26 protein-coding genes are annotated in these 21,506 nt (G+C 43.0%); 8 read left to right on the top strand and 18 right to left on the bottom strand.

Annotation, left to right across the window (positions count from 1 at the left end; translation table 11 throughout):
- Positions 1–5: 5 nt before the first annotated feature.
- Positions 6–1,520 (bottom strand): AAA family ATPase, encoded by a 1,515-nt coding sequence (locus ACM0OZ_RS26725; protein ID WP_414585856.1) that lies wholly within the window; start codon positions 1,518–1,520, stop codon positions 6–8.
- 225 nt (positions 1,521–1,745) lie between these two features.
- The gene (locus tag ACM0OZ_RS26730; protein WP_414585857.1) at positions 1,746–2,324 is read right to left on the bottom strand and encodes a Uma2 family endonuclease; all 579 of its coding nucleotides are present in this window, start codon (positions 2,322–2,324) and stop codon (positions 1,746–1,748) included.
- A gap of 680 nt (positions 2,325–3,004) precedes the next feature.
- Here ACM0OZ_RS26730 and ACM0OZ_RS26735 point away from each other — a divergent pair.
- Positions 3,005–3,718 carry a transposase gene (locus ACM0OZ_RS26735; RefSeq protein ID WP_414585858.1) on the top strand — a complete coding sequence of 238 codons (714 nt, stop codon included), beginning with the start codon at positions 3,005–3,007 and terminating at the stop codon, positions 3,716–3,718.
- Here ACM0OZ_RS26735 and ACM0OZ_RS26740 read toward each other — a convergent pair.
- Together ACM0OZ_RS26740 and ACM0OZ_RS26745 are read right to left on the bottom strand one after the other, a co-directional pair.
- The gene (locus tag ACM0OZ_RS26740; protein ID WP_414585904.1) at positions 3,652–4,536 is read right to left on the bottom strand and encodes an RNA-guided endonuclease TnpB family protein; all 885 of its coding nucleotides are present in this window, start codon (positions 4,534–4,536) and stop codon (positions 3,652–3,654) included. The two genes, ACM0OZ_RS26735 and ACM0OZ_RS26740, sit on opposite strands and share 67 nt — an antisense overlap.
- Complete coding sequence (locus ACM0OZ_RS26745; RefSeq protein WP_414585859.1) at positions 4,508–4,978, bottom strand: hypothetical protein; 471 nt, start codon at positions 4,976–4,978, stop codon at positions 4,508–4,510. Before ACM0OZ_RS26745 ends, ACM0OZ_RS26740 begins: the two co-directional genes overlap by 29 nt.
- A gap of 60 nt (positions 4,979–5,038) precedes the next feature.
- On the opposite strand from ACM0OZ_RS26745, the gene ACM0OZ_RS26750 reads away from it, so the two are divergent.
- The gene (locus ACM0OZ_RS26750) at positions 5,039–5,269 is read left to right on the top strand and encodes a hypothetical protein (protein ID WP_414585860.1); all 231 of its coding nucleotides are present in this window, start codon (positions 5,039–5,041) and stop codon (positions 5,267–5,269) included.
- 498 nt (positions 5,270–5,767) lie between these two features.
- Here the strand turns inward: ACM0OZ_RS26750 and ACM0OZ_RS26755 are convergent, their stop codons facing one another.
- The 9 genes from ACM0OZ_RS26755 to ACM0OZ_RS26795 all read right to left on the bottom strand — a co-directional run bounded on the left by ACM0OZ_RS26755 (position 5,768) and on the right by ACM0OZ_RS26795 (position 10,585).
- Positions 5,768–6,061 (bottom strand): hypothetical protein, encoded by a 294-nt coding sequence (locus ACM0OZ_RS26755; protein WP_414585861.1) that lies wholly within the window; start codon positions 6,059–6,061, stop codon positions 5,768–5,770.
- A 224-nt stretch (positions 6,062–6,285) separates the two neighbouring features.
- Positions 6,286–6,795, bottom strand: a complete 510-nt coding sequence (locus tag ACM0OZ_RS26760) for a YceD family protein (protein WP_414585862.1) — start codon at positions 6,793–6,795, stop codon at positions 6,286–6,288.
- A 259-nt stretch (positions 6,796–7,054) separates the two neighbouring features.
- Positions 7,055–7,573, bottom strand: coding sequence for a protein jag (locus tag ACM0OZ_RS26765; RefSeq protein ID WP_414585863.1), 519 nt, complete (start codon positions 7,571–7,573; stop codon positions 7,055–7,057).
- Positions 7,573–8,718, bottom strand: coding sequence for a membrane protein insertase YidC (gene yidC, locus ACM0OZ_RS26770; RefSeq protein ID WP_414585864.1), 1,146 nt, complete (start codon positions 8,716–8,718; stop codon positions 7,573–7,575). The genes ACM0OZ_RS26765 and yidC overlap by 1 nt, the downstream gene beginning before the upstream one ends.
- Before the next feature lie 82 nt (positions 8,719–8,800).
- Complete coding sequence (locus tag ACM0OZ_RS26775) at positions 8,801–8,944, bottom strand: hypothetical protein (protein WP_414585865.1); 144 nt, start codon at positions 8,942–8,944, stop codon at positions 8,801–8,803.
- Between the two features lie 44 nt (positions 8,945–8,988).
- Positions 8,989–9,378, bottom strand: coding sequence for a PH domain-containing protein (locus ACM0OZ_RS26780; RefSeq protein WP_414585866.1), 390 nt, complete (start codon positions 9,376–9,378; stop codon positions 8,989–8,991).
- Positions 9,365–9,784: a ribonuclease P protein component gene (gene rnpA / locus ACM0OZ_RS26785; RefSeq protein WP_414585867.1), complete on the bottom strand. Its 420-nt coding sequence runs from the start codon at positions 9,782–9,784 to the stop codon at positions 9,365–9,367. Before rnpA ends, ACM0OZ_RS26780 begins: the two co-directional genes overlap by 14 nt.
- Positions 9,785–9,811: 27 nt before the next feature.
- Positions 9,812–9,946, bottom strand: coding sequence for a 50S ribosomal protein L34 (gene rpmH / locus ACM0OZ_RS26790; RefSeq protein ID WP_071838482.1), 135 nt, complete (start codon positions 9,944–9,946; stop codon positions 9,812–9,814).
- A 126-nt stretch (positions 9,947–10,072) separates the two neighbouring features.
- The gene (locus tag ACM0OZ_RS26795; RefSeq protein ID WP_414585868.1) at positions 10,073–10,585 is read right to left on the bottom strand and encodes a DUF2808 domain-containing protein; all 513 of its coding nucleotides are present in this window, start codon (positions 10,583–10,585) and stop codon (positions 10,073–10,075) included.
- Positions 10,586–11,436: 851 nt separating this feature from the next.
- Here ACM0OZ_RS26795 and ACM0OZ_RS26800 point away from each other — a divergent pair.
- From ACM0OZ_RS26800 to ACM0OZ_RS26810, 3 genes are all read left to right on the top strand, one after another.
- On the top strand, positions 11,437–12,597 hold the full coding sequence (locus ACM0OZ_RS26800; RefSeq protein ID WP_414585869.1) for a Re/Si-specific NAD(P)(+) transhydrogenase subunit alpha: 1,161 nt from the start codon (positions 11,437–11,439) through the stop codon (positions 12,595–12,597).
- A 93-nt stretch (positions 12,598–12,690) separates the two neighbouring features.
- Positions 12,691–12,984, top strand: a complete 294-nt coding sequence (locus ACM0OZ_RS26805; RefSeq protein ID WP_414585870.1) for an NAD(P) transhydrogenase subunit alpha — start codon at positions 12,691–12,693, stop codon at positions 12,982–12,984.
- Positions 12,981–14,387, top strand: coding sequence for an NAD(P)(+) transhydrogenase (Re/Si-specific) subunit beta (locus ACM0OZ_RS26810; RefSeq protein ID WP_414585871.1), 1,407 nt, complete (start codon positions 12,981–12,983; stop codon positions 14,385–14,387). The genes ACM0OZ_RS26805 and ACM0OZ_RS26810 overlap by 4 nt, the downstream gene beginning before the upstream one ends.
- Before the next feature lie 63 nt (positions 14,388–14,450).
- On the opposite strand, the gene ACM0OZ_RS26815 is transcribed toward ACM0OZ_RS26810, so the two are convergent.
- From ACM0OZ_RS26815 to petN, 4 genes are all read right to left on the bottom strand, one after another.
- Positions 14,451–15,416 (bottom strand): SPL family radical SAM protein, encoded by a 966-nt coding sequence (locus ACM0OZ_RS26815; RefSeq protein WP_414585872.1) that lies wholly within the window; start codon positions 15,414–15,416, stop codon positions 14,451–14,453.
- Positions 15,417–15,497: 81 nt separating this feature from the next.
- Positions 15,498–16,787, bottom strand: coding sequence for a three-Cys-motif partner protein TcmP (gene tcmP, locus ACM0OZ_RS26820; RefSeq protein ID WP_414585873.1), 1,290 nt, complete (start codon positions 16,785–16,787; stop codon positions 15,498–15,500).
- 706 nt (positions 16,788–17,493) lie between these two features.
- Positions 17,494–17,700, bottom strand: a complete 207-nt coding sequence (locus ACM0OZ_RS26825) for a hypothetical protein (RefSeq protein ID WP_414585874.1) — start codon at positions 17,698–17,700, stop codon at positions 17,494–17,496.
- 7 nt (positions 17,701–17,707) lie between these two features.
- Positions 17,708–17,797 carry a cytochrome b6-f complex subunit PetN gene (gene petN, locus ACM0OZ_RS26830; protein WP_071599833.1) on the bottom strand — a complete coding sequence of 30 codons (90 nt, stop codon included), beginning with the start codon at positions 17,795–17,797 and terminating at the stop codon, positions 17,708–17,710.
- 79 nt (positions 17,798–17,876) lie between these two features.
- Here petN and ACM0OZ_RS26835 point away from each other — a divergent pair, with 79 nt between their 5' ends.
- The gene (locus ACM0OZ_RS26835; protein ID WP_414585875.1) at positions 17,877–18,341 is read left to right on the top strand and encodes a hypothetical protein; all 465 of its coding nucleotides are present in this window, start codon (positions 17,877–17,879) and stop codon (positions 18,339–18,341) included.
- Between the two features lie 181 nt (positions 18,342–18,522).
- Entirely contained in the window at positions 18,523–18,861 is a 339-nt protein-coding gene (locus ACM0OZ_RS26840; protein ID WP_414585876.1) for a carbon dioxide-concentrating mechanism protein CcmK, read from the top strand.
- A gap of 393 nt (positions 18,862–19,254) precedes the next feature.
- On the opposite strand, the gene ACM0OZ_RS26845 is transcribed toward ACM0OZ_RS26840, so the two are convergent.
- A complete protein-coding gene (locus ACM0OZ_RS26845) occupies positions 19,255–19,830 on the bottom strand; it encodes a Uma2 family endonuclease (protein WP_414585877.1) in 576 nt (191 codons plus the stop codon).
- Positions 19,831–20,296: 466 nt separating this feature from the next.
- Here ACM0OZ_RS26845 and ACM0OZ_RS26850 point away from each other — a divergent pair, with 466 nt between their 5' ends.
- Positions 20,297–21,478 carry a pyridoxal phosphate-dependent aminotransferase gene (locus ACM0OZ_RS26850; RefSeq protein WP_414585878.1) on the top strand — a complete coding sequence of 394 codons (1,182 nt, stop codon included), beginning with the start codon at positions 20,297–20,299 and terminating at the stop codon, positions 21,476–21,478.
- The last annotated feature ends 28 nt before the right edge of the window (positions 21,479–21,506 follow it).

A 21,506-nucleotide genomic window follows, 5' to 3' on the forward strand; every position in this document is an offset into this window, starting at 1 on the left:
ACTCATTATTGCAACTGGCGTTGAATGCGATCGCTCAAAGGATTGTGTTTGGAAGCCAGACGCGCTCTACCAGCCGCCGCCCATTCTTGCAGTTGCTGAATTTGCTCGACAGCGGTTCGTGCTAGGGGTATGATCTGACTGGCAGCTTCTAATATGTCATCGGTATTGAAGTCCCTGTTTTGGCTAAACCCGATGTGCATTGCTTCAATCAAAGTTTGCTCTATTTCTGCCCCAGAAAAATCAGGTGTTTCGTAAGCTAACCTGTCGATATCGTAATTTTTTAAGTTATGCGCACGCAGTCGAGATAAATGCACGGTAAAAATTGCTTTTCTCTCTTCTTGACTCGGCAAACCAACAAAGAAAATTTCATCAAACCGCCCTTTTCGCAGCATTTCTGGTGGTAGCGCTTGAATGTCGTTAGCGGTGGAAACAACAAAGACAGGTGAGGTTTTTTCGGCTAACCAAGTAATAAATGTACCAAAAACACGGCTCGTAGTTCCCGCATCACCTTTGCTACCAAGCCCGGAAAAGGCTTTATCTATTTCATCTATCCACAATACACAAGGAGCGAGGGCTTCTGCTACTTGTATCATTTGTCGAGTGCGGGATTCCGATTCACCTACCAAACCCCCAAACAATCGTCCCACATCGAGACGTAGCAAAGGTAAGTGCCAATGATGGGCGATCGCCTTTGCAGTTAACGATTTCCCAGTTCCCTGAATTCCCACCAACATCAAACCACGAGGGTGCGGTAATCCGTACTGTCGCGCTCGTTCGGTAAATGCTCCACCTCGGCGGAGCAGCCAGTCTTTGAGGTTATCCAGTCCACCAATATCAGAAATTTGCTCAGTGGCTGGGTAAAAGTCGAGTATTTGAGTTTGGCGAATCGTTTGCCGCTTTTCTTCCAAAACGAGATCCACGTCTTCTGGTTGTAATTCTCCGTGGGTAGCTATTGCTCGTGCCAAAACCCGACGAATGCGTTCCATCGATAGCCCTTGACAAGAGCGCACCAAATCATCCAATATCTTACCAGAAAGCGAGTTACCAGTCGCGGCTATCAAACGTTCCACTTCCACTTTAATTTCGGCGGCTGCGGGTAAAGGAAATTCAAGGACAGTAAGAACTTCTGTTAAGTCGTCAGGAATCGCAATTCTCGGCGACAGCAACACGAGATTTTTTGGTTGGGACTTGAAGAGTCGGGCGAGGTTGCGGAGTTTGCGAGCGATCGCCACATCTTCTAAAAACCGATGGTAATCTCGGAGAATAAACACCGCAGGCGCAGAAGCTGGGAGTTTTTCTACAAATTCCAAAGCTTGTAAGGGGTTACGCCGACCAAACCCTGCATCGTTGGGATTACCTTGATAACCATCCACAAAATCCCAAGTATACACTGGACGATTACCCTGGTTCGCTGCTTCTTCCCGGATAGCCGCTTCCACCCGTTCCTCTTCGTAAGTAGGAATGTAGATTAAGGGGTAGCGGGCGCGTAATAGGAGTTTAAACTCGTCACGGAAGCTCATAAGTAGATGTTAGGAGTGAGTTGTTAGTTCTTTTCTCATTGTTCAGGTTTGTCATCGTTCTAACAACTCATTCGCCCTGACTTTTCACGCCATGTAGAAAAATCCACGAAAAACCTAACCCCCAACCCCTTCCCTACGAGGGAAGGGGAGTAAGACTCAAAGCCTCTCTCCTTGTAGGAGAGAGGTTTGGAGAGAGGTTTTCCACAGCAGAAGTGAAAAGTCAACTCATTCACCAATCTTACCTGCTGCTAAAACTTGCTCCACCGAAAGAGTCAACTGTGGGAAAGTGCAAGAGGCGATGCACTGCTTACCTGTAAAAACAGATTCTTCATACAGTCCTTCTTCCAACAACAGGACTGTCACTTTTCCTTCTAGGGGATCTACTATCCAGTACTCTGGAATTTCCAAAGCAGCATATTCAGAACGCTTATAGCGATAGTCGCGTTTGATAGACTCTGGGCTGATGATCTCCACAGTCAGCAGTAGTGGCGTTTGACAAACAGCAGATTCATCCAGCATATCTGTCACTTGTTCCGCACTTACGACACAAACGTCCGCTAATCTCGACTTGCGCCATCCTGTTCTAACGCCAGCCTCCCGAAAGCACAGCCAAGGTAAGCCAAGACGACGAATTTCTCCATCCAACTGTCCTTCAATAAACTTAGCAATTAAAATATGCCTGAACGTTCGTGGATTCATCAGTTCTAACCTACCGTCCACGAGTTCATAGCGGTTATCAGTATCATCCTTACAAGCGAGATATTCCTCAAAGGTGAGCAAATGTTGGGTAGTCGTGGATGTCATCAGACAACCTCTGTCATACTTTCTCCAATTTTTGCATTTATCAAGTTCAGATTCCCGACTTCTTTAAGAAGTCGGGAATCTTGTTGTTGTAGGCGACAAGGTATGATCATCGAAGCATCGCAGTTCTTTCTCTCATTGTTCAGGTTTGTTATGGTTCTAACAACTTTCTTGTTGTGTTTCCTCTGTTTGCGATCGTTCAATCCACGCCTCGCCTGATTCAACGGATATCTTGCATTATTTTCAAGTTTGATCGCACAATCGCCATAGGTTATACCAATTTGAAAAAAGAATGCAACACATAGTAAAATACCCCTCCCTAACCCTCCCCATGAATCGGGGAGCGTGCGCTCTCTTCGCGGGTGGGGTATCTGTCGCAAACATTTTTTGAATCGGTATTTTACCTTCATAGTTTGGTAATTGACTTGATGACCCAGTACAAGGACTATAGCGGTTTGCAGTTTCGTCCAATACAGATCTAACCCCCAACCCCTTCCCTAGTAGGGAAGGGGAGTAAGATTCAAAGCCTCTCCTCTTCCCTCTCCTTTTAGGAGAGGGTTAGCCAGAGGTGGAGAGAGGAATGGAAGCGAGGTTAAAAATGTACTGCACCCAACCGAGAACCGCTATAAAATATCTTCTACCGGACATCGAACACAAAGCGGGCAAGATGCCTGCACTACAAAATGACTCGCCAGAAGAGAAATTTACAAAGCGGATTTTCCTACCACGTTACCACCCGCTGCAACAACCGCGAATTCAACCTAGCACGCCGGGAATGCCGGGAAGTCTTCTTGTATGCAATCAAAAAAAGTTTGGACAAATATGGCTTCAAACTTTATGCATTGTGCATCATGTCAAACCACGTCCACTACCTGATAGAACCAGCCACTCCAGAAGATTTGCCTAAAATCATGCATTTTCTCAACTGGTACACAGCCATGTGCTTCAACCGGATGCTCAATCGTACTGGACATTTTTGGGAACAACGGTATTACTGTGACGGGTTTCCACCCACCGATACACAACGAGCATTAAATACCCTACGTTACATTCACGGCAATCCTAGAGCTGCCCAAATGCGACGCAGTTTTTTCTACGATTTCAGCAACTACGGCACTTATGACCAATTAACGAATGATGGACTGACTCAATGGCATCCGGCTTTTCTAGGACTAGGTAAAACATTGGATGAATGTGCTAAAAAGTATCGCGGCTTTTGTCAACGACATAAACCGAAAACAAAACCAGCCAAGCTTTCTAACTGGGGAAGTCAGCTGCTGGCTGGTCATAAAATTACCCGGAAGAAGGATAAGCAGAAATGCTCACCAGGTCAGCTGACACTTTGGTCGCAGTACCAGGTATTGGAATGCCCGCAAGTGGTTTTAGGGTCAACGTGACGACTCAAATAAGCAGATAAAATATCTCGTTGCATTGTCAAACCGCATTTAGAGCAGTTATGCACTCGTTGAGATAATGACTTTTTCTGCTTATTACCACACAAACAGGTTTGAGACAGTGCAGTATACCTCGTCGAAAACATTAGAACTTCTCCGTTAGCGTTTTCAGCTTTACGTTTCAGTTCTGATTGAAAACTTGATGGGGACTTAAAGCCAATAGACTTACCCCAATTTTTCTGCCAGGCTTTGACAGATACCTTCTCGGTTTTGATATTTTTGCCGAGTTTCAAAGTTTGATTAACCAGCTTGCCATGTAAAGATTTACGGTAAGCCGCTTGTTTACGCTCTATTTCGCGTTTTTTAGCCGCAGTTTTTTTGTAACGATTGGATTTCTTCCAGCGTTTTGAACCTTTCTTGACAGTACCGTTAGGATTAAAATTACCAGGATTACCAGCACGGCGCTGTCTATCCATCTTACGTTGCAGTTTTCTAACCTCTTTTTGCTTTGAATTTAATTCAACAGCCGCATGAGTCCAAATAGTCTCTGTATCACCAACAATTGCAACTGTTGATACTCCTAAATCAATACCAACAGTGCCATCACCGATAATATTTTTAGGCTTTTGATATGGTTCGCCTTCACAAACTAATTGAGCAAACCAATAGGTTTTTTGATTAAGAATACGACGCACCAAGCGCACATATTTAATCTTTGAATTTAAACCATGTAATATTACAGGGTCATTAGTAATGAGGGCAGGTAGTTTTAACTTTGACCATTCAACACCATTACCAGTAAGCGCGAATACCCTGTTTATTGGTTTTACCTTCTAGAGATGCAAACTGACCTTTTTGCTTAAATCTGACCTTTTTAGCTTTACCAAAAGCCATCCGCTCTAAAGCTTTAAAAGCTCTACTAGCTATCTTCTGAATGGTATTAGCATCAAGGTGCAATTTAATCCAAACACTTGCAATGGCTGTTTTATTAGCGAAAGCTTGTAGATCATAATCACTAAAACGATAAACATCCCTAGCTTTTTGAAATGCACCTACCTTGGCTTTTTTATCCGTTTTGTTTATTTGTTTGGCTTGTTGGTAAAGGTCAGAATCTCTTACTAACTGGAGTCTGCTTTTACCTTCAGACAATACGGCATTATATAGTTGTCTTCCTGCCTCACATCTTGCAGCAAGTACTGACAAGTCTTTAGAAGTCGTAATTAAAGGTATTTCTGTAACGAAACTGGTTGTTTTTGCTGCCAAAATTAAATCACCTCCTGTAAATGTTAGACTATCATTAGAACATACACAATATCTAGTTAAATGACAACTAAAAAAGGGCAAAAAAGACTAAAAAACACACCAATACTACACGATGAAGTTAAACAAAGACATCAAATTGTAGTTACTCCTACAGCTTGGGAAAATATGAAGCGCGAAGCTGATTTGAGAGGCATGAGCATTAGTGAATTGATAGAAGAATTTGGACGGCGATTAAAATCGCCCGCGCCTAGCCCCCATGTCCTAGTCCCGGGGCTACCCCGGCGCGGTTAATTTGGTGTGTCAACTTGACCTGAAAGCTTTCTAATTACCTTACATCATGCCTTTATACTTGCCCACAATTCTCGCTCCACCCCACCCCGGTTTTGTCTTGCGCCAAAACCTCCCCTCCCCTTGCCAAGGGGAGGGGATTAAGGGGAGCCAGCGCTGCAGGAGGGTTTCCCTCCGCAGGCGACTGGCGTGTGGGGTAAAATCAACGTGGAATAAAGGGTTGAACCTTAAGTTGACACCAATAGCTGTGAGGTTGCTGCACCGCTGATACTGTGGCGACTACTACGGGCTTGTTCCAGCATCAATCTTAAGAACTGCAATTCTTGAAAGGTTGACTTTATCTGCGTACACTTATTCCATATTATATATGATATCTTGTCAACTCCTCAAAAGTCAACCCTAAAATGAAAACATCCTCATTCCACGTAGACTTATAGCAGTTTTCAATTGGGTAAATTACAGGTTTTTTGTAGGGGCTGTTCTGTGCCCATTGGTGTCAACTTAACCCAAAACCCTTCTAAAATCTCGTTTCGGTGGTTCCACCTGGAAATGCCCTTGAAGCGGCAGAGCAGCTGTTAAGCAAGGCAGAGCCTTCCAGTAGGGATTCCCAGCCTGAGGCTGGGAACGAGGCAACAATTCTCGCTCCACTCCACCCGGCTTTTGTCTTACGCCAAAACCTCCCCTCCCTGCTGGCGGGGAGGGGATTAAGGGGAGCCAGCGCTGCAGGAGGGTTTCCCTCCGCAGGCGACTGGCGTGTGGGGTAAAATCAACGTGCAATAAACGCTTAAAGCTCAACTTAACACCAATGGCTGTAAGGTTACTCCACCGCTGATACTGTGGCGACTACTGCGGGGTTTCATCCAGCGTTAGTATTTTAGCTAATACAATTCTTGAAAGGTTGACCTTACCTGCGCACACCTTTACCATTATATATATGATATTTTGTCAACTCGTCAAAAGTCAACCCTAATTTGTAGTAAGTGCTTTAGCGCTAAAGCGCTTACTACAAAATTATCAAACTACGCTCCTGGTAATTGGTTTTTCAAAGATTCCAAAGAAGACCAACGCCTGTCAACAGAATGATTGAACTTGCTCTCAGCGCTTGGTTGAATCCCCTGACAATTGGCATCACACAACTGTCGCTGGGGCAGTTCCAAACACATTTGCTCGTACAGCCATTGATCAGGATAAAAATATCCCTCAGGTGAGAGGGTTTCTATTAAATCATCTAAAGCGACTTCCCGTTCTAATGGCAGGTCATCTGTTTCGTTAGCTGCTTCATCTAACCAGATGATTTCCTTGGGCTCAACCGTCAAACGATGATTATAGTTTTGCAAGCACCGACTGCAGGTACAAGTAATGATTGTTTCTGCTTGGCTAGAAACATCTAAATAATTACCGTGATGTTGCACACGAATGCGACCGCGAACTGGTGTCAAAGTTTCTAAACCGGGCAGAAACTCATTGACTTGGATTTCTTCTGTCCGTTCCGGCGCTTTAGTAAGCTGCGGAATAAAAATTGCGTCCATAGGACTTGTGAGACATCCTCACTACAAATTGTGCGTAACTAGAAATTATGCGTATCATCAGCGATGCAGCTGTTAATACATATTTAAGTCTAGCTTTTCTAAAAATTAGTTTTATAACTACTAAATTCGGATTTCCGAAAATTTTGAGATAAAAGTAATGAGTGATGAGTTATCAATTTTTGTGTTAACCCTTCACTCCTCACTCTTGACTCTTGAGTGTTGACTCTTGAGTGTTGACTGTTGACTTCTAACTGTTCAGTTATTCGATTGATGCAAGGCGTACAACAAGCTGACGAAACGGCTCTTTCCCTCGGCTGAAGGTTTCTAAGTCATCAAATTCCTTAAATAATGTGTGAACTTGACGACGTTCGGCTGAACTGAGTGACTTGATTTCTACTTCTTGACCAGAAGAGCGCACTTGCGCTGCTGCTGCTTCAGCCATTGCGCGAATTTCTGCAAATCTCTTAACACGGTAGCCATTCAACTCAACAGTGTATGAGGCTTGCTCCTCTTGTGGTTGATTTAAGTTGAGAATAGAATTTGCTAGATACTGAATTGCATCTAGCACTGAACCATCGGGACCAGTTAAAATCTCAATTTGTTCCGGTCTTAGGTTTGTTTCATCAATCGTTAACCAGTAAATATCAGGTTCTGGAGATTCCTCATCCTGATTAACGATTGTTTCTATCTCACCTTCAATATCAACAGATAGCCCACTAAGTTGCAGCAGTGTTTTCAACCACTCCTGACCACGTTCCATTCGACTGTCTGTCATCATTACCCTGTAGTCTTTTTCTTAGAACTTTTTGGCTCAAACGGCAGCGATTTTTGTTGTGCGCTTTCTTCTTCTTTCTTCTGAGTCTCTACGATTTTTTGTAGTTCTTCAGGCAGAGGTTCGCGCGTCAGAATATAGGTTTGTAGTGTCTGGAAAATATTACCAATCACCATATACATTAGCACCCCAGCCGGTAGGGGGAAGAACAAAAACATCCCAGAAAAGATGACGGGAGTAATTTTGTTTACAGTGTCCTGCTGTGGGTTGGCATTAGTGCTATTTTGTCCAGAAAGGACTTGGCTGACGTAGAGCGTAATACCAAACAGGACGACCATTGCGACGATATCCCAATGAATGGTGCCGTCTGGATCGGTTGCACCAACCCTACCTAAGGCATCAATAAAGAGAAATCCTTGACTTGCTGCGAGTCCCGGAATTGTTCCCTGGATTGTGACATCTCCCGGCTGTAAGGCTTCTATGTTACCCTCAGCATCAATTTTTATCCGTTCTTCCCCTTTGGTAATTTTCCATTCAGGGGTTAACTGAGTGTTAGGGTGTTCTGCTAAAAGTGCCTGAAATGGTTTGCCCTCAGGGGTTTGATATTCTATCTTCGTATGTTCTCCCACAGCTAATTTGTTACCTGCGGGAAGGATGGCAGATACCTTAAGGTGTTCCCCTTCAGCAACATAGATGTTTTGTGGGGGAGTGGCAAAGGCTTGCGGTTGAATTCTTTCGATTTGTTCAGCAGGAAAGATTTGCAGGTTAACACTATAGTTCACACCAGAAAAAGGTGAACCCCGCAATGTCGCAAATAGTGCTAGTAAAACTGGCATTTGCAGCAGCAGTGGCAAACAACCTGCAAGCGGGTTGCCAAATTCTTTTTGGACGTTCATCATTTCTTCGTTCTGCTTTTGCGGATCGTCCTTATACCGCTCTCTGATTTCTTGCATCTTCTTGTTCATCAGAGGTTGTACAATCCGCATTCGTCGCATACTGCGAATTGAACCAGCACTCAGGGGATAGAGCGCAAAACGAATGATCAATGTCAATGCTACGATCGCCAATCCATAGCTAGGCACAATGCTATAGAACAAGTCTATGATTGGCAGCATCACGTTGTTCGAGAGAAACCCGATACCAAAATCCATTATTTTGAATTCAACCTGAGATACTGTAAATTGACTTAATCTAATTTATCTAAATCGTGATTTCTATGTGACTAGCTTCGTACTACGGATAGCCGCACATTATATGAGATGGGGGAGATGGGGGAGATGAGGGAGATGAGGGAGATGAGGGAGATGGGGGAGATGAGGGAGATGAGGGAGATGGGGGAGTAAAGAATTTCTCGTTTATCCTCTTTATCCTCCTCATCCTCCTTATCCCCCTCATCTCCCTTGTCCTCCTTATCCCCCGCATCACTTCTTAGCACCCGCATAGTTAGGGTTTTTGGCGATGACTCTTTCTTCGATGTAGTCATAGATTTCCCGAAACTTGGGAATTGCCCGTATTTCCAGACGACTACCATCTCTAAGAGTGATAACCATATCCCCCCAGGCTCCTATACCACGGGGAACTTTGACTATTTTGACGATTTCTGAGTAAATCACATCGGTGCGATCGCGTCCCCTCCAACCACCAGTCACAGAAACCCTGCGATCGCTGATACGGTAGCGCAGCCACAATGCCCTAACAATCGCCCCGACTGTCAATGGTAGTCCAACAACTGTTAGCCCAATCAATATGTTCGTAATTAAATCCCCAATATGGGGACCACCCTCAAAATAAACTTCTTCACGAATGCCCATTGAACACCTCTGCTTGTGCCAACAACTGCTCTAATTCTTGCAGAAATTGTTGGCTTACGCACTTCATATCTGCTGCTGTTGGTTTGACAACAACCACAATCCGCCATCCTGGTAATATCCTTGGCAACAACTGATACAATGCAGCTGCTATTTGCCGTTTCAGGCGGTTGCGAACGACTGCTCGTTTGCTGACTTTTGTGCTGATCGAAATGCCTATCTGGGCTGGAGTCAGATTTGCTTTGTCGTTTGTTTGCATTTCACAAGCAGCATCCGCAGAAGGTTTGCAGGAAGGTGACGGTCGTAAGGCTCTTAATGTTAAATGTAAACCATGACGACGAATTCCTTCCCGGAAAACTGCCTGGAAATCTCTGTGAGATTTTAGCCGATTTGCTTTAGGCAATGCCACAACTGCTATGAATCGCTTTGGGATGCCTTATACGCTCAAACGGTAGCGTCCCTTTCTTCTTCTAGCCTTGATGACGTTTCTACCGTCTGGAGTTCGCATCCTGGCGCGAAAACCAGAGGTTCTTTTTCTCTTACGGCTAGTGCCTTCCAGCGTTCTCTTCATGTTTTTATCCTCTTAGACAATTTTTATAAAAAAAGTCACAATTTACAATTTTATCACTTTATATGCAAAAAATGTGATTATTCAACGAGTCCATAGCCCAATCACTCTTGACTATGGACTGTTAACTTAACTAATGCTGATAATCCATGTTCCGACGTAGCGCGATAGCGGCACATCGCCAGGAGACTGAATTGAGCAGTTAAAATAGAAAACTCCACCAAAAGCTGGGTTTTTCACGTTAGAGAGAACCAACTCGACACTGTTACCTGCTGGTATTGGTTCTTCGGGATAAATTTGAATGACGCGATTTTCTTTATCCCACTTCACCTCTGATAATGCAATCTTTTTGTCCCTAACCCTAACCTCAATCTCTTTGGGGTCAAAGGTTCCTTTGTAGTAATCAGGATAAGAAATGACAAAATGAGCTACTGCTGTTTTCAGCTTTTTCTGAGAAATTTTCAGTCTGTACCTATCCCAGCCATTGCTTTGTCCGCCAAAATCTAACCGGAATGGTAGCTGATTTTCGCTTTTGACACCGCTAAACAGCGTAAACCCTGGCAAACTCTGTGCCCAGCTTATGGCTGGTATTCCAGCCAGCAAACAGCTAGTCACGGCTAAAGTAGAAAGTAAACGTCGCATGGTTAAGCTCCTGAGGCAGAAATAAGTCTTTTGTCTAAACAACTGGGACTAAAGGTTCGTAACTAAACTTTACTACTAGAGATTTAGATATTGGTATTGGACGTAAAATGCCAACAAAAGTGCCTTTTTAAGGAATTTACCGGGATTCAAAGTTTTTTATGCTAAAATATAGCACTTTTAAAACCCATTATACAAGGATTTCTTGATTTGAACTCAACTGGTGGCGGCAAGGAGTCCCCCACCAACAAGTACGTATGGTGGGGGACGCCAGAACCCTCGGTCGGGAGACGCCTTTTGGCAGTACTGGGGACTGGGGACTGGACAATACTCTTGCTAATCCGTAATCCCCAATCCCCTTTGTTGAAATTTGATTGTGTTGCTAAATATGTATAACTGTATCTAAATTTAAGAGAATTGTTATAAAAATTGAGTAATGTAATAGTGACATGAGTAGTGAACTTGGATGAAATTGGCTAAAATAAGTTGTACTCAAAGCAGGATTTATTAAGATTATTTGGGGAGAGCTTTTGAGAACTTTATCAATATTGCAGAATGTAAAAAAATCGGAACAGAATTTCTCAATTCCTAAAAGAAGTTAAAGACAAAGAAGCAAAATTTGGGGATTGACATAGGATGTGCAATAGATAGGCTTTGCATACAAATACATGGGAATCTTTAAATCCTGCGAGAAAAAAATTGAGGCTTTGGGTAGGTAATTGTAAAGTGTGACAAAGGTTAAGTCTAGTTTGGCAAACCAACTGCTAATAGCTGCTGGCACTATACGTGTACTTGCCTCACCCTGAAAAATTTCACAGCTTGAAGAAAATAGGTACTTATCTTAAGGAGATTGCATGAGAATAGCAGTTGCCAAAGAAATTGAAGTTTGTGAGCGTCGAGTTGCCTTGATTCCTGACACCGTTGCCCGATTGGTAAAACAAGGTTTGGAAGTGTGGGTAGAGACGGGTGCAGGTGAGCGAGCTTTCTTTTCTGATGCTGCTTATGAGGCAGCAGGAGCTAAAGTGATCGCTGATAGCGCTACATTATGGAGTGAAGCAGATATTTTGCTTAAAGTCAGCCCTCCGCAAGAGCGAGAAGATGGACGCTCAGAAATTGACTTGCTTCATGATGGGGCTGTGCTCATTAGCTTTCTTAATCCTTTGGGGAATCCATTTGTAGCGCAGCAACTAGCAGAACGCAAGGTAACTGCTCTCAGTATGGAGATGATCCCGCGTACGACTCGGGCGCAAAGTATGGATGCGTTATCGTCGCAAGCATCAATCGCAGGATACAAAGCAGTACTGATTGGTGCAGCAGCATTACCAAAATATTTCCCGATGTTGACAACAGCAGCTGGGACAATAGCTCCAGCGAAAGTATTTGTCATGGGTGCTGGTGTGGCTGGCTTGCAAGCGATCGCCACCGCCAGACGCTTGGGAGCGATCGTAGAAGCCTTTGATATTCGCCCCGCCGTCAAAGAAGAAGTCCAAAGTTTGGGGGCAAAATTTGTCGAAGTCAAACTGGAAGAAGAAACAACCGCCGCCGGAGGCTACGCCAAAGAAATTTCTGAAGCAAGCAAACAGCGCACCCAGGAACTTGTTGCCGAACACGTCAAGAATGCTGATTTGGTGATTACCACCGCCCAAGTTCCTGGAAGAAAAGCACCACTTTTGGTAACTGAAGAGATGGTGGCACAAATGAAACCAGGTTCGGTGATTGTGGATCTCGCCGCCGAACAAGGTGGTAACTGCGCCTGCACTGATCCCGGTAAGGATATTGTGTGGAACGGCGTTACCATCATTGGTCCTATCAACTTACCATCATCACTGCCAGTCCACGCCAGCCAATTATATTCCAAGAACGTGACATCGTTGATGCAGCTTTTGATTAAAGACAAAGCGTTGCAAGTGAACTTTGGCGACGACATCATCGACGCCGCTTGCATTACCCACACTGGCGAAATTCGCAACCAAAGAGTGCGAGAAGCGCTACAAGCTTTGACAACAGTGAGCTAGGACGTTGAATAATGTTAACCGCAGATGATTGGTTTTTATCAGCGTCCATCTGCGTACATCAGCGGTTCCCTTCAAACAGGAGTTTTTTTATCGATGACAGAAGCATTAATCGCCGCTTTATTTGTGTTTGTTTTGGCATCCTTTACAGGATTTGAAATTATCAACAAAGTTCCTCCAACCCTCCATACGCCCTTAATGTCAGGTTCCAACGCGATTTCTGGCATTGCTGTACTCGGGGCAATTGTGGCTTCTGGTGCTAGAGATACGAATTTGTCAGTCATTTTAGGATTGATTGCCGTGATATTGGCAATGGTTAACGTGGTAGGTGGTTTCCTAGTCACAGACAGAATGTTGCAAATGTTCAAGAAAAAGGAGATTAAGGCGTGAGCGACTTTTTACCAACTGGGATACAACTGACGTACTTAGTCGCTGCATCCTTATTCATTCTGGGTTTGAAAAAGCTGGGATCACCCGCGACAGCAAGACAAGGTAACGTTGTCGCAGCTGTGGGTATGCTGTTAGCAATTGTGGCAACACTGCTAGATCAGCACGTGTTGAACTACGAGATGATTTTGGTGGGATTGGCAATTGGTTCTGGAATTGGGGCGATCGCCGCCTACAAAGTCCAAATGACTGAAATGCCCCAAATGGTGGGTTTGCTCAACGGCTTGGGTGGTGCAGCTTCAGCACTTGTCGCAGTTGCTGAATTCTGGCGGTTGCTGGGAAATGGTGAAGCAATACCCCTCGATGTCAACATCTCAATGCTGCTGGATGTGTTAATTGGTGGTGTCACCTTCACGGGTAGTATGCTGGCGTTTGCCAAGTTACAAGGTTTAATCAGCGGTACCCCGATTACATTTCCTTTGCAGCAACCAATCAACGCTCTTCTCCTGATTGCATATCTGGCAGGTAGTGCCTATTTAATCATCACACCGGATAGCCTACCCGTATTCTTGGGAGTGGTTGCTGTATCTTTGGTACTGGGCGTAATGTTTGTCATCCCCATCGGCGGCGGTGATATGCCTGTGGTGATTTCGCTGTTGAACTCGTTGTCGGGTATAGCCGCTGCTGCTGCTGGTTTTGTGGTGATGAACAATATGTTGATCATCGCTGGTGCTTTGGTGGGAGCATCTGGTTTAATCCTTACCGAGATTATGTGTAAGGCGATGAACCGTTCTCTATTCAGTGTGCTGTTCAGTGCTTTTGGCTCATCTGGTGCATCTGGTGGTGGTGCTGCTGCTGGTGGAACAACCGATCAAACCGTGCGCAGCATCGATCCAGAAGAAGGCGCGATGATGTTGGGTTATGCCCGTTCCGTGGTGATTGTTCCTGGTTACGGGATGGCGGTGGCGCAGGCGCAGCATAGCGTACGCGAGTTGGCAGATCAGCTCGAACGCATGGGCGTTGATGTGAAGTATGCAATTCACCCCGTTGCTGGTAGAATGCCTGGGCATATGAACGTGTTGCTGGCTGAAGCGAATGTGCCTTACGAGCAACTGCATGATATGGATGATATCAATCCCCAGTTTGATCAGACAGATGTAGCTTTGGTGATTGGGGCAAATGATGTGGTAAATCCGGCGGCGCGGAGTGATGCAAATAGCCCAATTTATGGTATGCCTATCTTGGAAGTAGATCGGGCAAAGCAGACAATTGTGATTAAGCGCGGTATGAGTACTGGTTTTGCTGGTGTAGATAATGAGTTGTTCTACAAGAATAAAACCACGATGCTCTTTGGTAGTGCTAAGGATATGGTGGCGAAGTTGGTTTCTGAAGTGAAGCAACTGTAGGGAACGGCAAAGGCGCGAATAGCGCGAAGGGCGCGAAATGTAGAGACGTGAAATTTCGCGTCTCTACATTTTTGAGGATGTCAAGCTATGCCACTTTTCCACAGTTGGCTTATACAACCAATAATCCAGCTTGAGATCATCAACAAACCCTCTAAGTTCAGGATCGGGCCAAATGTGAAGCCGATCCTCACATCCAACCTCTCGTGCGGCTGTTTCAATGTCATTCCATTGCCTTTTAAAGCATTCTGCCCATGAGTTTTTATGCCTTATGGAATCGGTAAAATCCAAGCCTGCTGCTATCATCCGTTTTCCATTAGTTCCGCGAGCATTAATAGGCTCCCAAAATATAACCTCTGGATTTATACACATTATTTTTTCCAGATGTCTTTTGAAATCATCTAAAGTCATATTCGGAGGAGTAGGAGCAACTGCAACATACATCCTACAGCCAGCTTGATGACCTGCTACCATTGCTTTATAACGTTCGGAAGGAGGAGGAGCTTGAGGTTCAATCTGCCGACTGAGTTCATCATTTAGGTATGGTAAACTCATGCCAACAATCACGTTGGTACGATTAAGAATATCAATATCATTTAGCCATAACAGACCACGAGTAAGAATCCGGACTTTTTTGTTATATCTCGATAAAGCCTCAACAACACCCCGCGTAACATTTGCAGTCTGTTTAGTTTGATAGGGATCAGTGCCAGAACAGACTAATACTACACCTTTTCCTGCTGGTGTTTCACGCCAAGACCTTTTACGGCTGAGGATTTTCTCTAGTTGCTCAGGTATCTCTTCTCGAACAAATAAATACTGTCCCCAATCCATTTGAGGATCGCTTACTCCTTTTGAATGCAATTGTGCTTGCTTTGTCCTAATTGCAGGCGTTGAAGGTACATAACAGAATGTACACCCATGCAAACACCCTGATGCAACATTAACCACATAATCACATAGCCCTTTTTTGTTAAGAGCGCTCTGTTGCAGAGGATTAGCTATTTTTTCAACGCCTTTAACAATAGACATAGCACACACTTTTATTTATATAGTTTGTTATTATTACAACCCTCACATCTTTAGTTTTGTTGTATAATTTAGATAAAAAAATTAAAAAAATGAAAGCTGTTTATACCTAGTTAATTTAATTATATCCTTTTTATATAAATCAACTTTACGCCCTTTTACTATTTCACCGTTTCTCAAAATCTCTACTTCTTTTTCATTTCTAAGTAGATTTATATACCTTGTATAATGCTCTTTACTAGCTGGATTACATTCCATAGTTTGATGACAAAGCTCAGAAAACATGATTCCGTCTTGATTATTACGTATAATATTTCCTAAAGAAGTATCCAATTTTTGTAAACAAAAGTCTTCGCTATTTTTGGTAATATCAAATTTCAATTCCAGTTGGTTTTCTTCATAAAAATCTGCTGTTTTAAATCCATGCCCATATAATTCAAAATAATATTGATAATCTAAGTTATTTTCTTGCCAAAAACTTTCTTTGATTACTTCTAAAGCGGTAAGTTTTTGAGAAAGATGCATGAGATAATATAAAACACTAACATCTCCTCTAGGAATCATTGAAAAAGTAAATACATACTTAGCCTTGCCTTTATCTCTAAATAACCTCATAGATTCATTTCTGAGATAACATTGACCTCCAGTTCTCTCAAAATTATTCAAGTTATCCAATTTATAGTATTCTTCTGCCTCTAGCATTCTATTAAATGTATCTTTATCTTTTTCATCTCTATCAAGAACAAATCTTTTAATAGAATTGATCATATATGTATATAGTATTTCAGATCCTCTTAAACAATTAATTTTCCTAATACTTTGCATAGAAACATCAGTCCATCCAAAGGGATCGAGAAAAAAGAACGAGTGTCCTTTGCGAATATCGATTTTCAATATAATTTCATTTACCAAGTTCTCAAATTCGCCACATAAAAATTCACATTCTTCTACTAACTTTCCAACTTCGCTTTTAAATTCATGTGGTTGCCCATTAACTAACTCGCCTAGACCAGCTTTTAGCATGGAATAATTTTTAAGACAAGCTAAATGATCTGGATTGTTATCTATAAAAATGAACTTTACATTTAAGTCATAATGGCGCTTTGACTTCTTATAACCTGCGCGAATAGCTTCTATAAATCTGATAGGTGAGCCTTGCCACTCTGTTTTATTATCCTGGTCATAATACATACCACCTCCACAAAATCCATCAACAAAAGTGAATGTTGTTACTCCACGCCTGGCTTTTCCATATAATGTATAAATTAGATTTTCAAGATATGTTTCAAGAATTTGATGCTTGGCTTTGGTATGAGGATCTATAAAAGGAATATGGCTTCCATCGGCACTCCAAGTTGCTTGTGTTCCACTCACGTTAATTGTCTCCAGAAAAAAATGAAATACTAACTTAAGGAAATACCAGTGTAGGCGTTACTTCTGCGCCAAGTAGCAAGAGGACTTAGCTGATAACAAGTTGTGTTCAAAAATATCACCTTAAACCTGTATAGGTTTGGTTAAGCAAAGTGAAACCCAATTTACCAAAAGTACTAGAATATTTTAGAATATAGTATATTATTTAGCCAGCTAAGCAAGAAAACACGTAATGTGAACAGCGATCGCCTAAAAAATCTCCACAATGCGATCGCCTGATTCTAATTTTTTTTATAATTCCTTGATAGCTTTAAACCATAAACCCATTAATGGCATCTCTAGCAACACTATCCCAAGCAGCAATTTTAGGCTGATACTCTGGATCTTCAGCATCCTGCTTGAGGGCTGCAATCATTTTTGCTTCCAAAATCTAACAACGGTGTTGTGTCAGCAGCGCATTAATATAGCCACTGTGATCTGCCGAAGGCAGCAGCGAAGCTATCGCCTTGGCTGATCTATAAACGGGAGAACGTCTTCTTCTAAGGTAATTGTGATTTTGACTATCAGTCTTACCTTGTAGTCTTACAAAACAATTGTACTACAAACACTCTCTGCACTTTTTCCATGTGGCAGAGAAACGAAGCACAAAGACACAAAGACGCGCGTTAAACTTTGCGCCTCCGCGTCTTTGCGCGAGATAAAAAAGCAATTATTTGCGCTTCTTAGCAGTGTTCTTAGAATCACTCTTCTTAGGAGCAGTGTTCTTAGGAGTGGTGCTTCGTGTTTCGCGTTTTTCTTGTTCTCGCAGACGGCGATCGCGCCAATCTGCAAGCGTCAAATAACCAACCCCTCCTGTGACTCCGACAAGCAGCACTGCAGCAACTAAAACTAAAATACTCAGGAATGGACTTTCCACGATTTTCTTAGAGTCCGTTGCGACCCCAAACTACCATTGAAATTGACCAAGTGAAAACAACCAGTAAAGAAACCCAACCCAGTGTCAAAATGTCCATAGTGATAGTTTTAAACTTATTTAGCAAACGTCTCTAATATTAATAATACTAGAACCACGCTTTGAACTGAAGTTTGGATGTGAACAAGATTTTTGATCATCAACTCATGGCAGAACGCATTGAATCCCTCAAAGCTGGGTTCTTAGCGGGTTTATGCCTGACAGTAGCCTTTTTTCTGACTACTTTGGTAAATAATCTCGTGCTAGCAACAAATTTTGACCAATTGGCGAGTCTAGCCACGGGTTCGTTCAATTTGCAATGGTTAGTAAGTGCTGGAATTGTTTGTTTCTGTGGTTTGCTCTTTGGTGTTACCTACCGCTATATCATCCGTTCAGATAAAAATCCTCAACTCAAAGCCGGGGGAGTCTTAGCATTTGGCTTAGTGCGAGGTTTGACGCAGGTGGAAGTTGGGTTGTCCGATTCTAAAAGTGTTTTGCCTTTTGTGGTTCTGGGAGTCGAGAGTATTTTGTGGTTTGCATTGGCAGCATTTTTCCTGGATACAGCCATGCAACTTGGCTGGATTAAGCCTTTTCAATCAAAATAATACATAAAACACAAATTATGTCAACATATTCGTCTGAGATAAGTTTTGCCAATTAACCTGAACAACCTCAACGGCGAGGAATCACTGTTGCTCCTAGTGGTAGAGTTAAGATAATCATCACAGGAAAACGGAATCGTATAAACTCTCCAAAAGCTGTAGCAAGTGTTTAGAGTGGGCAAGCATGACATTGGCACTTGGAATGATTGAAGTTTATGGTGTTCCCACAGCAGTAGAAGCAGGGGACGCTATGTGTAAAGCTGCTCGCATTACCCTTGTCGGGTATGAAAATACTGATTTAGGGCGAATTACTGTGCTGATTCGGGGGGTAGTGGGTGAAGTTAATGTTGCTGTAGCCGCAGGATTGGAGGCGATACCGCGAGTGAATGGTGGTGAGGTGCTTTCTCATCACATTATTCCCCGTCCCCATGAAAATCTAGAATATGTTTTGCCGATTCATCGTTCAGGAAATATTGAGCAATTCAATTCTGATATAAAATTTCCACCGCCATTATCGGCGTAAAAACTGCTGAGTACAGGGGTGTATACATTGCACCCGTACTTATTAGACTTTTTGTAAAAAGAACATAAGAATATTTAGAACCACAGATGAACACTGATTAACACAGATAAATCATCTGTGTGCATCTGTGTAGCCTACGGCACGGCTTACGCCTACATCTGTGGTTTAATTTTCATTACTCTTGACTTTTGTAATACCAATTCTTTGTAAACTTGCACTTAATCTTCCCTCAGTCTATAAAACCTCTGGATTTTAAGGATGCAGAGCATCCAACTTCTTGTTCCCAGGCTGAGCCTGGGAACGAGTTAGGGAGGCTCCGCCTCATTTTTTAAGAGCATCTTTATGGAAAATTGGTATAAGAGGCTTGATGTTGAGTTTTTATTCTTACTAATTTTAAAAGACAGTTTGCAAATTGAGGATAAAACCAGGTAAAACATCTTCCCCGGATAATTCTGTTGGTGATTCCAAAACTTCTACCTCTTTCCCCAAGCGATATATTTCTACTCTACGGGTTTTTCTATCAATTAACCAGCCGAGTTTTACTTGATTTTCCATGTATTCTTGCATTTTTTCTTGTACTTTTTGTAAATCATCATAAGGTGACATTAACTCTAAAACAAAATCTGGGGCGATTGGGGGAAATTTCTCTTTTTGTTCGGGTGTGAGAGTATCCCATCTTTCTTGTTTTATCCACGCGACATCTGGAGAACGATCAGCGCCATTAGGGAGTTTAAAGCCAGTTGAAGAATCAAAGACTTTACCTAGCTTAGTTTGACGATTCCAAATAACAAAATCAGCATTAATTTCTGAGTTGTGGTTTCCTGTTTCTCCTCCGGTTGGGGACATGATAAGAAGTTCTCCCTTAGCATTTCGTTCAAATTTTATATCAGGATTCTTCCGACAAAGTTGATAAAATTGCTCGTCGGTTAGTTCAATTACAGGTTTGAGGTTGAGGGTAATAGTGTTCATCAGAAGTGAAGAGTTAAGAAACAATCATATGTAGCTTTTCTCTTTTGGTTGCAATACACGGAACCTCACCTCCCAGCCCCCTCTCCGCAAGCAGAGAGGGGGAGAATTGGAACCTCACCCCCCAGCCCCCTCTCCGCAAGCAGAGAGGGGGAGTATTTTGTCCTGACTTTTCACGGTATCACCGAAAACCTCGCTTCCATTCCTCTCTCCTTGTAGAAGAGAGGCTTTTAATTTTCCCCCTTCCCTTATAGGGAAGGGGGCTAGGGGGTTAGGTTTCACGTTGGTTTTTCCACATGACGTGAAAAGTCAGGTATTTTGTCTCCTCGCGCTTCGGGGAGGGGAAGAAATCGTACTGCATCGAAATGAGAACGGCTATATATTGCATTCTAGGCTGCTCTAACTGGCATGAGTTTCTATGAGATGAACTTTTGAGAGAAAATTGAATTTAGCTTAAATGTGACATTGCATGGAATCTCTCATCTCTCGCATGACGGCGGTACAGTCGCCTATTATTCCTGTTGTTGGGGAACTGATTAAAAGCTGTCCCGGAACCATTTCTCTTGGACAAGGCGTTGTTTCCTATAGTCCACCGCCCGAAGCTATAGAATTTTTACCGAAATTCCTTGCCGAACCAACTCATAATTTATACAAAGATGTTGAGGGAATTCCTTTATTACGAACTGCACTAGCAGCAAAATTGCAAGCCTTCAACGGTATTGAAATTGATGAGGAAAACTGTATCGTCGTTACCGCAGGTAGCAATATGGCGTTTATGAACGCTATTCTCGCTATCACTTCGGTGGGGGATGAAGTTATTCTTAATACGCCTTACTATTTCAACCATGAAATGGCAATTACAATGGCGGGTTGCTATCCGGTGTTGGTGAAATGTGATGAAAATTACCAGCTACGTCCAGAGGCGATCGCCTGTGCTATCACTCCAAAAACACGAGCAGTGGTGACGATTTCCCCGAATAATCCTACTGGGGCTGTGTATTCACAAGAGGCGTTGCGCCAAGTAAATCAAATTTGTCGCGATCGCGGTATCTACCACATCAGCGATGAAGCTTATGAATACTTTACCTATGACGGGGTGAAACACATTTCTCCGGGTGCATTCGCTGGAAGTAACGAGTATACTATTTCCCTGTTTAGCCTTTCCAAAGCTTATGGTTTTGCTAGCTGGCGTATTGGCTACATGGTGATTCCCAAACACCTGCTTGTCGCTGTCAAAAAAGTTCAAGATACAATTCTGATTTGTCCGCCTGTGATTTCTCAGTATGCAGCTTTGGGAGCGTTGCAAGCAAAAGAGGACTATTTGAAGAATCATATTGGGGCGATCGCCCAAGTTAGGCAAGTCGTACTTAATCTCAACAGCTTACAAGACTTATGTACCATTGCCCCTGCTGATGGCGCTTTCTATTTTTTCCTGAAAGTTCATACTACAATGAACGCCTTTGAGCTAGTCGAACGACTCATCCGCGAATATAGAGTAGCCGTCATTCCAGGGACGACTTTTGGCATGGATGACGGATGCTATCTGCGCGTCGCTTATGGTGCGCTACAAAAAGAGACAGCACAAGAAGGAATTGAGCGATTAGTGCGCGGTTTGCAAGGGATAATTTCTAATACCAAGTTGCGTTCATGACTTATACCAGGTTCGGTTGATTACTTAT

Source organism: Scytonema sp. PCC 10023 (assembly GCF_963920835.1).
Classification (GTDB): Bacteria; Cyanobacteriota; Cyanobacteriia; order Cyanobacteriales; family Nostocaceae; genus Kalymmatonema.